This is a genomic window from Mycolicibacterium madagascariense, assembly GCF_010729665.1.
GTDB lineage: Bacteria > Actinomycetota > Actinomycetes > Mycobacteriales > Mycobacteriaceae > Mycobacterium > Mycobacterium madagascariense.
This window is the reverse complement of sequence record NZ_AP022610.1, coordinates 1,671,047-1,684,197: the sequence shown is the minus strand read 5'-3', so window position 1 is coordinate 1,684,197 and position 13,151 is coordinate 1,671,047. Positions and strand designations below refer to the sequence as shown.

The following is a 13,151-nucleotide window of genomic DNA, read 5'->3' as shown; positions in this document are numbered from 1 at the left end:
CCCTGTCCCAGGTCAGGCCGAAGCGCCGACCCGCGGCTTGAACGTGATCGGCAGGTACGTGACGTTGCGGACCGAGATGTTGTCGTAGACGAGCTCTTCGCCTTCGGCTATGGAGTACTCCGGAATCCGGGCCAGCAGTTCTTCGACGGCAAGTCGCATCTCCAACCGAGCGAGGTGTGAGCCCAGGCAGCGATGCAGTCCGCTGGCGAACACGATGTGATTGGCGCGTCGGCTGAAGTCGACCTCCAGGGGGTTCTCGAAGGCGTTGGGGTCGACGTTGGCCGCCGCCCACAGCGGATACATGGCCTCACCCTTCTTGATCACCAGTCCGTCGCCCAGGTCGATGTCCTCCTGGTCGGAGTACCTCATGCCGCCGGGTACCGGCGACTCGAAGCGCATGATCTCCTCGACCGCGGCGGGGATCAACGACGTGTCCTCGACGAGTCGACGGCGTTCCTCCGGATGCTGACCCAGCCAGGCAAGCGTGCACGACAGCGACGAGGTGACGGTGTCGAGGCCGGCGAACATGAGCAGGAACAGGATGTTCAGCAATTCGAGGTCGGTCAGCGCCTCGCCCTCCACCTCCGAATTCAGCAGCCGGGCGATGACGTCCTCACCCGGTTCGGTCTCCGCGCGGCGCTTGGCCAGGAAGTTGGAGAAGTACTCGAGCAGCTTGCCGCCGGCCAACGCCATGTTGGCGTCCATTTCCTCGACCGTGTCACCCTGCGGGTGGATCACGCCATCCTTGAATTCGAGGAAGAAGTCGAGATCCTCTACCGGCGCTCCAAGGAGTCGCAGGAAAGTCAAGCAGGGCAGGGGAACACAGAATTCCTCGGCCAGATCCACCTTGCCGTCGTCGGCGAAACCGTCGATGAGCTCGGCGGCGAGGCTGCGAACCGAATCCTCCATGCGGCTCACCTGTTTCGGGGCGAATAGCGGGTCCAGCAGGCGGCGCCACTTCTTGTGTTCATCGCCGTCGATCTCCAGTGGGATTAGTGCACCGGCATTGCCGAAACTGCCGCCGCGCCCACCCGTTCCGGTGACGGCGGGATGGCGATTGATGGCGACGATGTCGGCCATCCGATAGAGGTGGACGACGCCTTCGATGCGCTCGGCGCGGACGTTCTTCGCCTTGTCGTAGTAGACCCTCTGAGGGTCCGGTAGGTCTTTGACCGACTGCGAGAACGGCGCGATCCGTGGGTCGAACCGGGGGGGCTGCTCCATGACTACCTACTCCCAGAGGGCTGTGACGACCGACACTGTACGTGTAAAGGTGAAGTTATCACATCGAGCTGATCGGCCATCGCAAATGAGGCGAGGGGTGCCGTCTGATCAGACCTTCGTAGCCCCCATGTCGATGGTGAGCTGCGTGCCCGTCACCGCCCGCGACAAATCCGAGGCCAGGTAGACGACGCCATCGGAGATGTCGTCCGGCTCGGCCAGCGGCAAATTGGGTAACGCACTCGCGAACGACATTCCGAAGTTGGGGTGTTCGGTGAACAGCTTCGCCATGTTCGCGTCTTCGGCGGCCATCGGGGTGGCGACCCCCCAGGGATGAATCGAGTTCACTCGAATCCCGTATTCGCCGAGTTCGATCGCGGCGGTCTTGGTCAGCCCCACCACCCCGTGCTTGGCCGCACTGTAATGCGCCTGCCCGGGAAGCGACTTGATGCCCGACACCGAGCTGATGGCGATGATGGAACCACCATTACCCGCGTCGATCATGTAGGGGGCCGCGGCCTTCATCGTCCGCCACACCCCGGTCAGGTTGACGTCGATCATGGTCTGCCACTGCTCTTCTGACATCTCCCAGAATCGTCCCCAGCTCACGATGCCCGCGTTGGCGACCACCACGTCGAGGCGCCCGAACCTCGTTGATCCCTCGGCCAGGATGGCGTTCATGCCATCCGAGTCCCGAACGTCCACCACACGGGCGAGGATCTCGCGCCCCTCGGCCTCGACCATCGTCACGGTCTCGCCGAGATCGGCCCGCGTGGCCGGCGGGTAGCCGTTGTCGGGCGACACGTCGGCAGCGACGTCGATCGCGATGATCGACGCACCTTCGCGGGCCAGCCGCACCGCGTGACTGCGACCCTGTCCGCGGGCTGCTCCGGTCACGAAGGCGACCCTGCCGTCCAGGAGACCCATGCTCACTCTCCCTCGGTGGCGTCTGCCTCGTCCTGCTCGGCCAACCATTTCTCATAACGCGCGAAATGCGAAGGGTCCCGGGCGATCCAGATGCCGGTAGCCGTCGCCAGCACGCTCTGCCTCGGCGGCAGCAGGAGCTCACCGGAGATGAACCACTTCGAGCCCTCGACCTTGTCGATCCAGGCACGAGCCACCAACGGCCGCTCGACGGGCACGGGCTTCTTGAAGTCGACGGTCAACGTCGCCGTCACCGACATCTGGTCATGCAGAAGTGGGACGTGCCCGAGCATCTCGTCCATCACCCCGGCCGTCCAGCCACCGTGCGCGACGTTCGGGCCGCCCTCCTGATCGCGCGGGCAGGTGACCTCGAAGTGCGCGCCATGCTCCTTCTTAGCGTCGTCTTCCAACCACTCGCGCGTCACGCCCAACCGGCAGTTCCGAGACGCCCGGCACGAGCCGCACAACGTCACCCCGCCGTCGGTCATCGGGCGTCCCACCGAATCCGACCCGATCCAGGCCAGAAGGTCGGAAGCCGTGTCGTCCTGCGTCATTTCGTCGCCCGTCCGTCGTAGAGGCAGCGCGATCAACCACTGTAGTATCGAAACTATACGCTGTACGGTAAAAACTTGACGAAGGAGTTGGTCATGAAGCGCGACATCTTCGAACCCGAGCACGACGAGTTCCGCGCCACCGCCCGAGCCTTCTACGAGAAGGAGGTCGCTCCGCACACCGCGGAGTGGGAGCACGCCGGAATCACCGATCGCGAGGTGTGGCTCAAGGCGGGTGAGACCGGCCTGCTCGGCTGGGAGGCACCCGAGGAGTTCGGCGGCCAAGGCATCACCGATTTCAAGTTCAACGCCATCATGACCGAGGAGTACTACGCCACGGGTAGCACCGGCGTGGGCTTTGGACTCCAAAACGACATCATGGCCTCGTATCTGGTGCACATGACGACTGACGAGCAGAAGGAACGATGGCTACCGGGGTTCGTCTCCGGTGAGCTCATCACCGCGGTGGCGATGTCGGAGCCGGGGGCCGGGTCCGATCTGGCGAGCATCCGGACGACCGCCGTTCGCGACGGCGACGACTACGTCATCAATGGCGCCAAGACGTTCATCAGCAGCGGCATCCTGGCCGATTTGGTGGTGACGGCGGTCAAGACCGATCCGGAGAAGGGTCACAAGGGCGTCAGCCTGATCGCCGTCGAGGCCGATGCGCCGGGGTTCACGAAGGGTCGCAAGCTGGACAAGATCGGTGCGCGCGCAGCGGATACCGCCGAGCTGTCCTACACCGACGTCCGCGTGCCTGCCACCAACCTCATCGGCGAGGAGAACCGCGGCTTCTACCACCTGATGCGCAACCTACCCGCCGAACGACTCGGCATCGCCATTCATGCGGTGGCCCAGGCCCGGCGGGCGCTCGAGTTGACGAGAGTGTATGCACAAGAACGCAAGGCGTTCGGCCAGGCGATCGGCACGTTCCAGGTCAACCGCCATGCCATCGCCGACATGAGCGTCCTGCTCGACGTCATGCAGGTGTACGTCGACCGCTGCATCGCGGGCGTCAACAACGGCACGTTGACGGCCGAGGAGGCCGCCGGGGCCAAGCTGTGGACCACCGAACAGCAGTGGCAGATCATCGACCGGTGCCTGCAATTGCACGGCGGCTACGGCTACATCAACGAATACGAGATCGCCAGGCTCTGGCGTGACGCCCGGGTGCAGCGCATCTACGGGGGCACCAGCGAGATCATGCGCGATCTGATCGGCCGCAAGATGGGGTTTTGACGCCTAGATCGACACCGCCACCGAAACTGATTCTGGCGACGCAAGACTCGCGCCTTGCGTCGCCAGATTCAGTGTCGAGCCAAAAGACCTAGCGGCTCAGGTCGACCCGCTTGTCCTCGCTCATGGTGGGCACCTTGAAGAGTTCCTCGAAGGTGCCTCGCAGCACGCGATCCTGGATCCGGGGATCGACGTCGTCGAACAGGTCGTGCAGTGTCTGCTGCGTGTGGCCGTACGTGCCCTCGAGATGCGGGTAGTCATCACCCCACATCACGTTGTCGTAACCGGTGTCCTCGATGATTTGCACGGCGCTCACGTCGTGCTGGAAGGACGCATAGACCTGGCTACGGACGATCTCGCTGGGCAGCCGGCTCAGCCGTGGCCGGACGAACATGCCGTGCTGGCGGTACGCCTCGTCCATCCGATCACCTACGGCGGGAACCCATCCCGCACCGCCCTCGGCGATCAGGACCTTCAATTCGGGATGGCGATCGAGCGCGCCACTGGCCACCAGGTGGGTCACCACCCGCATGCCCGGGTACGTGGTCTCCATGTAGTTGACCACTGCGCCACCGGGTCCGCGGTAGACGACCGTCTCACCACCGGTGCCGATGTGGAACGCCAGCCGCATGTTGCACGCCGCGGCCGCTGCCCATAGCGGCTCCCAGATGTCGAGCCCCCAGTCCTTGTTGGCGGGCATCGTGCAGGGCAGGAAGACCGACTGAAAACCCCGACCGGCGGCCCATTCCAGTTCTGCCGCAGCGTCTTTTGGCTCGACGAGTGGAATACATGCGGGGGTGAAGATGCGGTCCTGCTTGGCCATCAGGTCGTCGATCGCCCATTCGTTCCAGGCTCGGTTGCAGGCCTGCGCCAAGATTGGATCCTCGATGTCGCACATCCAAAATCCGGTCGAAGGGAACGCGAGCTGGCTCCACACCCCCTCCTGGTCGAGGTCCTGCAGACGGATCTTCAGGTCCTTGAAACCCGGCGGCCGCATGGCGTCCATGAAGTCGTTGAGCTGACGGCTCTTCTGCTTGCCGTCGACGAAGATCAACTCGTACTTCTCGCCGCGTTCGGTGCGCGGTGCGCGGTCCGCCAGGTTCTTCGGCAGCCGCGAGGTCCACAGATCTTCCGGCTCCATGGCGTGCGAATCTCCGGAGTGCGCCCAGATCTTCTTCACCTCCGAAGTGGACGCGTCGGAATCTACGGGACGTTCTTGAGCTTGCGTCACGGTCGGCTCTCCTCTAAGTGCGAAGTCCCCTAGCCACGGGGCTCGGAATTGAGTTTACACTGTAACGTTGAGCCACGCATAAGGGTTTCTCGGACTCGCGAAGCCATCAATCATCAGAGGAGGTCCCGGCGATGAATTCTCCGACCGCACAGATCGCATTCGACGAACTACTCACCTCCGACACCCTTTCCGCGCTGATGCGCTCCACGTGGACCTGGGACGACCGGGCGCTACGTCGAGACCTGGCGATCCTCCTGGTAGACATCGACGCCGCCCGGTCGGCGTCATCCGATGAGGACCCCACTGCGGTGGACACCCTCCGGGCGCGGGCCCATTCGTCTGCCGCCCGCTTCGTGGCGGCCGTGCTGGGACCGAAGCTCATCGCCGACACCGGTAACCAACTCCGGCCGCACTTCCTGAACGAGGCGATCGATCCGGCCCGATTCGATCGCGCCGCCGCTGCTTCATTCGCCGACGTGCGGGCGCACGCCTCCCAGTACGTCGCAGACCAGACACGAGAACTCGACTACCCGGCCGAGTCGACGTGGATGAACCTCGTCGCGCAGGATGGGGTGCAGGGCCTCGGCGCGGCGATGCGCGGGTACGGCAATGCACTCAGCGCCTCCCCGTTCTACGGCAACATCGGGTTGGCCTGGCAGACCCTGCGCGCCGTGATCGGTGACCGAACCGCAGCCGACGATTATGCGGACCGAATCGCCAACGGCTCCATCAAGGGCGCACTTGCAGTCGCCGAGCAGACGGGATCGTGGGATCCGGCGATGGTCAAGACCCGCGCCACCAATGTCGAAAATGGTTGGCAGATAACGGGAATCAAGCAGTTCGTGCCGGCAGCCGAGGGTGCCGACGTCTACTTCGTGATCGCCCGATCCACGGCGGGCCCCTCGCTCTTCGCAGTCGACGGCTCTGCCCCCGGCGTCACCGTGACACCGCTGGAAGTAGCGGACCCGAGTCGGCCGCTGGCGCAGATCGAGTTCTCCGACGCACCCGCCACCCTCCTGGGCACCGAGGGCGCTGGCGGCCGATTGATGTTGCGGGTGATCGATCTCGCGACGACCGCCCTTGCCGCAGAACAGGTCGGCCTCATCGAGAAGGCGATGAGCATGCTCGTCGCACATTCGAAAGATCTCGTCGATGCTCCGGCACTCGAGAGCCGACTTGCCGGTGTCGCGCTCGACCACGTCGCGGCCGCCGCGCTGTGGCGTCGCGCCCTCGCCGAGGACGCGGCGGGCTCCCCGGATGCCTCGACGGCTGCGGCTGCTGCGCACGTCGGGTGTTCGGCCGCCGCGGTGCGGGCCGCCACCGCTGCCGCCGAGCTACTCGGACCCGACGAGGCTACCGAGGCCCTCCTGCTCAGGGCGCTGTCCGGGTCCCTCCTGTTCGGCGGGCCCGCGCTGTCCCACGAACGGCTGTTGGAACGGCTCGGTCTCTAGGGCCCGATCCTGGGGAGTCGTCGCGTTAAGATGACTCCCCTGATTCCCCTGTGACGAACGGAGCGTGAATATGCCTCGCAGCGAGGCGTCGTCCACGTCCACTCCGGCCAAGCGCGGAAAACCGCCCAACCTGACCGAGAAGGAAATCGTCGACGCCGCACTCGAAATCATTCGGAGCGAGGGTCTCGAGGCGCTGTCGATGCGACGCTTGTCCCGCGAACTTGGCAGGTCCGCGATGGCGCCCTACTGGTACGTCGCCGACAAGCAGCAGTTACTCGACCTCGTTGCAGGAGAAGTGCTTTCGGAGGTGTCACTACCCTCGGCCGAATCGGGTTCCTGGGAAGACCGCCTGCGGGCCGTCGTCGAAGCCATCGACGCTAGGCTCCGCCAGCATCCCGGTATTGCCGAAATCCTCTTCGCGCGCATGCAGAGCACGGACCGACGACTGATCCGCGGCATCATGGGAATCCTGCTGGACGCGGGTTTCTCGGATACCGATGTGCTGCTTGGCTACGCGATGATTCACACCTACCTCTTCGGGCGCTATCAGGTCGTCATGCGAGCCGAATGGGAGGAACCCGAGGAGATGGACGAGACCCTCGCCAGGCTGCTGCCCTTGATCCCCGGACTTGGGGGGCGCGACTTCTTCAGGTTCGGCGTCGACACCATCATCGACGGTCTGCGGGTTCGCTTGGCACGCAAGGGCTGAACTGACTCAGCGGCTGAGGATCGACACCGCCGAGGCTGCGGAGATTCGACTCTGCACACAGGGCGGCCCGGGCTCACGCTCTCTCGCACGTCTGCACCATGGACGCAGAGTCGGAGCAATTCGCAACTCGACACCGCCTATACACGTATAGTCCGCAGAGTGAGTACAGATCAGGCCTCGGTCCTCGACGAGTCCAAGCTGGCGCTGCTGGTGGACCGCGCCGCCCTCGAGGTGGCCGAGGGTCGACTGCCCAGCGCGCAGGTCGCCGTGGGGCACGCCGGTCAGCTCGTCCGATTCGAGACCTTTGGTGACGCCGACCCCTCGACGCGGTACCGACTTCAGTCAGTGAGCCGACCTTTCGTGGCCGGCGTGCTGTGGAAGGTGGTCGACGAGCATGATCTCGACATCACTGCACCGGTGTCGACGTGGATTCCGGGGTTCTGCGAAGGCATCACCCTCGAGGACGTCGCAACCCATCGCGCCGGGCTGGCCTATGCACCACTCGGCGCCAAGCGGATGGGCACCCGGCAATCCCGGCTAGAGGCCATGCTGCGCTGGCAGCCCGACCCCAAGACGCGCGGCCGCATTCAGTTCGCGCTCACCTCGACGGGGTGGGTGATTTGGGAGATCGTGGAGGCCGTCACCGGGCTATCGCTACCGGACTATTTGGCGCAGCAGATTGCCACTCCCCTCGGATTGACGGTGCAGGATGCCGTTCCGATCGAGGAGCAGGGTGATGTCGCCCCCATGGTGCTGCTCGGCGACGGCGCCGATGAACTAGACGTGTGGGGTCCGTGGTACCTCGAATCGGCCGAAGTGCTTGAGCGAGGCGAACCTTCGCACAGCATCGTCGGCACCGCGGCAGATGTCGCCATGCACTATCAAGGCATGCTGCACTCCGACGTGTGGTCGCGGAAAGCAGTCGCCGAGGGCAGCCGAGCACGCTACCGCGAACCCGCCTACGGTCCGCTGGAGCACGGCGGCACCGACCACCCCATCTCGATGGGGCTGTTCGTCACCGTGCGCGGCGAATCCTGGCAGCAGGGCTGGATGCCTGCCACGGGTTCACCGGAGACCTTCGGCCATGGCGGAGCGCCGTGTCAGCAGTCGTTCTGCGATCCGGTGACGGGCGTCAGCTTCGCCTTCCTCACCAACGGCTACCCCGCGTCGGGTTACGCGCTGGACCGCTGGGGAAAGAATCTGTCGATCGTATTGCTAGATCTCGCAGGCGATCTCGCGTAGGAAGGACTCATGACCGCCCCGCTTCGCATCGAACCCCGCTGGACTGACCTCGACCCCGCCGGGCACGTCAACAACAGCGTATTCCTCGTCTATGCCGAGGAGGCACGAAATCGTCTGCTGCACGGTCTCGTTCCTGAGGCGTGGAGCTCGATCGTCGTCGTGCACAACGGGATCGACTACCACCACCCGGTCCTGCTCGACGACCTCGTCGAGGTCACCTCGGCCATCGAGAAGATCGGGACGAGTTCCTTCACCTCGGTCAGCGTCATCAGTACGGCGACCCATCGCTGCGCCACGGTGCGTACCGTTCAGGTGGTGCTCGCCAAGGATCGCGCCGGCGCGCGCCCATGGACGACAGAGGAACGCGCTTCCCTTGCGAATGAACTGGTCAGCTCCTGACGCGTCCCGACGTCACTTCTTCGACCGCGCCCGGAACGCCGCGACCCGCTCTTGGAACTCCGGCGTCGAGAACGACACCAGCTCCTCGGCGAGCGCATACTCCAAGACACCCTGCGCGGCCCGGCTCAGGTGCATGTTCAAAGCCACCTTCGACGACCGAAGTGCTTGCGGTGGAAGGGCGGCCAGGCGTTCACCGAGTGCGAGTGCCTCGTCGAGCACGGTCTCGTCGGGGACCACCTTCGTCACCAGATTCAGCTTCTCGGCGATGGGCGCGGTGATCCGATCGCCGAGCAGGACGAACTCCTTGGCCTTCATCATGCCGATCAGCAGGGGCAGCATCGCCGCTCCGCCGTCACCGGCGGTCAGACCGATCGCCACGTGCGGGTCGGCCAGGTAGCTCTTCTCCCCCATCACCAACAGATCCGACAGCAGCGCGATCGAACAGCCCAGCCCGACGGCGGGTCCGTTGACGGCCGACACCAGCGGCTTGGGGAAGTTGATCACCTCGAGGAAGACCGTCCTGGCCTCGTGGATCTGGAACGTGCGTGCCACCTGATCCTCGATCAGGCGGCCGAACATCACCATGTCGCCACCGGCCGAGAATGCCTTGCCCACACCGGTGGTCACGACGGCCTTCACGTCGTCGTCGGCGTCGAGCACCTTCCAGATGGTCGCGAACGCGTGGTGCACCTCTTCGGTGACGGCGTTCAGCGCTTCGGGCCGGTTGATGCTGACGACGTGGACGTTGCCGCGCTTCTCCACCAGCAGCCACGGGGCGAACTCCTCGTAGCCCGCGAGGGTCGCCATCTCGGAGGTGGTCATGTCAGCCCTTCTCGTTGGACAGGATGGTGACGGCGGATACCGCCGTCGGCCCACCGATGTTGTGCGCCAGGGCTATTCGCGCCCCGTCGACCTGATTCTCGGACTCGCCGCGCAGCTGATTGAACAATTCGTAGCACTGCGCCACACCGGTCGCGCCCGGGGGGTGTCCCTTGGCCTTCAGTCCACCGCTCGGGTTGATGGGCATCGACCCGCCGACGTAGTGCTCGCGGCCCTCTGCGAGTTTGTATCCCTCGAAGCGCTCGGCGAAGCCGAGATCCTCGTAGCTGATGAGTTCGACCCCGGTGAAGCAGTCGTGCACCTCCGCCACGTCGACGTCACGCGGCGTCACCCCGGCCATCGTCATCGCCGCCCGCGCGGCCTTGACCGTCGGGGGGAACGTCGTCATGTCGGTCTTGTGCTGGTGCATGACCCGGTCCATGCCGAGCCCGACGCCACGTACCCAGACCGGCCGATCGGTGTAGCGATCCACGACGTCCTCGGCCGCCAGGATCACTGCGGCCGCACCGTCGCTCTGCGGCGTGCAGTCATAGAGGCCGAAGGGTTCGACCACGATCGGTGCGGCCAATGCCTGCTCGACGGTGATCTCATATCGCAGTTGGGCTTTCGGGTTGTTCAACGCGTGGAAGTGGTTCTTCACCGCCACCATCGCCATGTGCTCCTTGGTCGCGGGCGACTCGTGCAGATACCGCATGACGTGCAGGGCGAAGTTCGCGGGCGCCACCAACCCCAGTGGGTAGTCCCAGGCGTTGTCGCGGGTCATCGCCGCCCAGTCCCAGAACGTCGTCGTCGACGAGGTCTCCCGGACCTTGTCGGCGCCGACGACGAGCACGACGTCGTAGAGGCCGGACGCGATGGCCATGACTCCGTTGCGGATCGCGTCATTGCCGGTGGCGCAGGCATTCTCGACACGGGTGACCGGAATGTCGGTGAGATCGAGGGTATCTGCGAGGATGCCCGACGGAAAGCCGTCGGTGGTGGACAGCTCGCCGAACCAGGCCGCTTGGATCTCGTCCTTCTGAATGCCCTTGTCGACGTTCCCGACGGCCTCGGCATACGCCATTGGGATGAGGTCCTTGATGCCGAGTTCGAAGTGCTCGGCGAACGGGGTCATGCCCGCGCCGACCATCGCGACGTTCCTCATGCGCTGACTCCCTCCGAAACCGAAGCGCGTCCCGGCCAGAACGCGTAGCCGTAGTCGGGAATGCCCGACCGCATGGCGACCCTGCGCAACACCACCGCACCCTCCTGTCCGACGGTAGCCTCGCCCGCGGGCACGCCGGTCACTTTGAGCAACACTCGGACCGGACTGTCGTCGAGCTGAACCACGGCGATCGAGTACGGACTGGGCAGATCGGGCACCGGGATGCGGACGGTGGTGTGGGTGTAGACGGTGCCGGTACGCGGCAGGGCTTCGAGCCGGTACTCCGTGGCGAGCGTCCCCGCGTCGTCGACGCGCAGCCGCGGCGGAAACTGCGGCGCGGAGTCGATACCCGGACTCTCGTCGAATACCGCTGCCTCCCAACGGATCTTCGGCTCGAAGGCGCGCGAATAGGCCGGCATCGAGATGGGAATGCCGATGCCGTCGGTGGTGCGGAACGTCGGCAGCTCGCGGGCCGGAACCTCGTCGCGCACGATCCTCGGTACCCCACCGTCGATGGTGAGTTCGGCGGCGCTGATGCTCGACTGTTCGACCGCGAGCAGGAGCCCCGACGTGCCCGCCTCGACCACGTCGGCCAGCAGGCGGATGACCGCGGCCGCCGCGTCGGTCTCGTCGGACAGTGCACCCGAGGCGTCGAAGCCCCTGCCGAGTTGGGCGACGGGAATGCCGGCGACGGCAGCCACCGCGGGCGTACCGCTCAAGCCGAGGCGGTCGAGCGTCGAATGCACCCCCACTTCGCGCTGCAGCCGGGGATCGGCGTAGACGTGGCGACCGCCGTCCTGACCGCGGGCGGTCAACGGCAGACTCCGGGTCTGGCGGGCCGCCGGTGCCAGGTCCACGCCACCGGCACCGGCCAACACCGCGCCTGCGCCCGCCGCGCGTTCGTGGTCGTCGGCCGCGATCACCAGCGTGCCGTCGCCGGCAGCGCCGATCTGGTCGAGCACCGCGGGTGCGCCGCCGAGCACCTCGGCCACCGGGGTGTCGGCGGGCAGGGAGAGAGCTGCAAGGAGGACGGCGCCGTTGCCGCCCTCCAAGAGTGGGAAGTCCCGCGACACCACGACCACGCGCTGCGCGGTGGCGTCCGGGTCGGCGGCGCGTCCAGCGGCGACCGCCATCGTCAACGCATCCTCGTCCGGGCCGGCGACCCGGCGGCCGCGCACCGTCCACGGGGGCAGGTAGGTCCCGATGGAGACGACCTGAGTCATGAGCCCTCGCTTTGGTCGGTGGTGGGTACGGACTGACGTTGAATGAGCTATATAGTTATAGCATTCGCGTGAGCGGGCCAACGACGGCGGAAGGTGCCGACCAACCATGAGCAGAACCGATCCTCGGACTCTGCAGGATCGTGTCGTCGTCGTGACGGGCGCCAGCCGGGGCATCGGCGCCGCCGTCGCCGTCCGCGCCGCCGCCGACGGCGCCAAGGTGGCGCTGCTGGCCAAGACCGAGACGCCGAACCCGAAGATCGCGGGCACGCTGGGCGAGACGGCCGACGCCGTGCGGCAGGCAGGCGGGCGCGCGCTACCCGTGGCGTGCGACGTTCGCGATGCCGACGCGGTCGCGGCGGCGATCGCCGAGGTCGCGCAGGAGTTCGGCGGGATCGACGTGGTGATCAACAACGCTGGCGCACTTGACCTTCGGCCGACCGCGACGCTGCCACCCAAGAACCTGCGACGGCTACTGGAGATCAACGTCGAGGGGCCCTTCGCCGTCGTGCAGGCTGCTCTGCCCCATCTCCGGCAGTCACGACACGCGCACATCGTCAACGTCTCTCCCCCGCTGAGCCTGGAGCCGCGATGGGTGGGTGCCCACGTCGGGCACACCGTGGGCAAGTACGCCGAAAGCCTGCTGACCCTCGGCTGGGCCGAGGAATTCGCCTCCGTGCCGATCGCGGTGAACTCCGTCTGGCCGGCCACCACGGTCGCCAGTACGGGAATGCTGGTCGCCATGGGTGAGGCGACCGTGAACGCGACGGCGCGCACCCCGCAGATCATGGCCGACGCGGTACACGCACTCGTGACGCGGCCGGCATCGGCGTGCACCGGCCACTTCTACACCGACGAGGAGATCCTGCGCGACGAAGGCGTCGACGACCTCTCGGGGTACCGCCTCGCCGACCGCGAGGAAGACCTCGTGCCGAACTTCTATCTCCCGGCAGCCCCGCTGCCGACCACCTAGGAGTCATGCG

13 protein-coding genes are annotated in these 13,151 nt (G+C 65.9%); 6 read left to right on the top strand and 7 right to left on the bottom strand.

The features are described from left to right. Positions 1-12: 12 nt before the first annotated feature. The 3 genes from G6N60_RS07930 to G6N60_RS07920 all read right to left on the bottom strand — a co-directional run bounded on the left by G6N60_RS07930 (position 13) and on the right by G6N60_RS07920 (position 2,699). Positions 13-1,224, bottom strand: a complete 1,212-nt coding sequence (locus tag G6N60_RS07930; protein ID WP_163734947.1) for a cytochrome P450 — start codon at positions 1,222-1,224, stop codon at positions 13-15. A 108-nt stretch (positions 1,225-1,332) separates the two neighbouring features. Next, positions 1,333-2,148, bottom strand: a complete 816-nt coding sequence (locus G6N60_RS07925; RefSeq protein ID WP_163734944.1) for a mycofactocin-coupled SDR family oxidoreductase — start codon at positions 2,146-2,148, stop codon at positions 1,333-1,335. Positions 2,149-2,150: 2 nt separating this feature from the next. Next, on the bottom strand, positions 2,151-2,699 hold the full coding sequence (locus G6N60_RS07920; RefSeq protein WP_163734942.1) for a PaaI family thioesterase: 549 nt from the start codon (positions 2,697-2,699) through the stop codon (positions 2,151-2,153). Between the two features lie 93 nt (positions 2,700-2,792). Between G6N60_RS07920 and G6N60_RS07915 the strand changes: the two genes are divergently transcribed. Then, the gene (locus G6N60_RS07915; RefSeq protein WP_163743628.1) at positions 2,793-3,935 is read left to right on the top strand and encodes an acyl-CoA dehydrogenase family protein; all 1,143 of its coding nucleotides are present in this window, start codon (positions 2,793-2,795) and stop codon (positions 3,933-3,935) included. A gap of 88 nt (positions 3,936-4,023) precedes the next feature. Here the strand turns inward: G6N60_RS07915 and G6N60_RS07910 are convergent, their stop codons facing one another. After that, positions 4,024-5,112, bottom strand: a complete 1,089-nt coding sequence (locus G6N60_RS07910) for an amidohydrolase family protein (protein WP_170312547.1) — start codon at positions 5,110-5,112, stop codon at positions 4,024-4,026. A gap of 182 nt (positions 5,113-5,294) precedes the next feature. On the opposite strand from G6N60_RS07910, the gene G6N60_RS07905 reads away from it, so the two are divergent. From G6N60_RS07905 to G6N60_RS07890, 4 genes are all read left to right on the top strand, one after another. Then, a complete protein-coding gene (locus G6N60_RS07905; protein ID WP_163734940.1) occupies positions 5,295-6,614 on the top strand; it encodes an acyl-CoA dehydrogenase family protein in 1,320 nt (439 codons plus the stop codon). Between the two features lie 70 nt (positions 6,615-6,684). After that, positions 6,685-7,323 (top strand): TetR/AcrR family transcriptional regulator C-terminal domain-containing protein, encoded by a 639-nt coding sequence (locus tag G6N60_RS07900; RefSeq protein WP_163734937.1) that lies wholly within the window; start codon positions 6,685-6,687, stop codon positions 7,321-7,323. Positions 7,324-7,482: 159 nt separating this feature from the next. Continuing rightward, positions 7,483-8,565, top strand: coding sequence for a serine hydrolase domain-containing protein (locus G6N60_RS07895; RefSeq protein ID WP_163734933.1), 1,083 nt, complete (start codon positions 7,483-7,485; stop codon positions 8,563-8,565). A gap of 9 nt (positions 8,566-8,574) precedes the next feature. Then, complete coding sequence (locus tag G6N60_RS07890; RefSeq protein ID WP_163734930.1) at positions 8,575-8,964, top strand: acyl-CoA thioesterase; 390 nt, start codon at positions 8,575-8,577, stop codon at positions 8,962-8,964. A gap of 12 nt (positions 8,965-8,976) precedes the next feature. Here the strand turns inward: G6N60_RS07890 and G6N60_RS07885 are convergent, their stop codons facing one another. Genes G6N60_RS07885 through G6N60_RS07875 form a run of 3 tightly spaced genes read right to left on the bottom strand, consistent with a single transcriptional unit; the run spans position 8,977 to position 12,171 of the window. Continuing rightward, a complete protein-coding gene (locus G6N60_RS07885) occupies positions 8,977-9,786 on the bottom strand; it encodes an enoyl-CoA hydratase/isomerase family protein (protein WP_163734927.1) in 810 nt (269 codons plus the stop codon). 1 nt (position 9,787) lies between these two features. Then, positions 9,788-10,948: a thiolase C-terminal domain-containing protein gene (locus G6N60_RS07880; RefSeq protein ID WP_163734924.1), complete on the bottom strand. Its 1,161-nt coding sequence runs from the start codon at positions 10,946-10,948 to the stop codon at positions 9,788-9,790. Next, positions 10,945-12,171 carry a Zn-ribbon domain-containing OB-fold protein gene (locus G6N60_RS07875; protein ID WP_163734922.1) on the bottom strand — a complete coding sequence of 409 codons (1,227 nt, stop codon included), beginning with the start codon at positions 12,169-12,171 and terminating at the stop codon, positions 10,945-10,947. The genes G6N60_RS07880 and G6N60_RS07875 overlap by 4 nt, the downstream gene beginning before the upstream one ends. A gap of 106 nt (positions 12,172-12,277) precedes the next feature. Between G6N60_RS07875 and G6N60_RS07870 the strand changes: the two genes are divergently transcribed. Beyond that, entirely contained in the window at positions 12,278-13,141 is an 864-nt protein-coding gene (locus G6N60_RS07870) for an SDR family oxidoreductase (protein ID WP_163734919.1), read from the top strand. Positions 13,142-13,151: the final 10 nt, after the last annotated feature.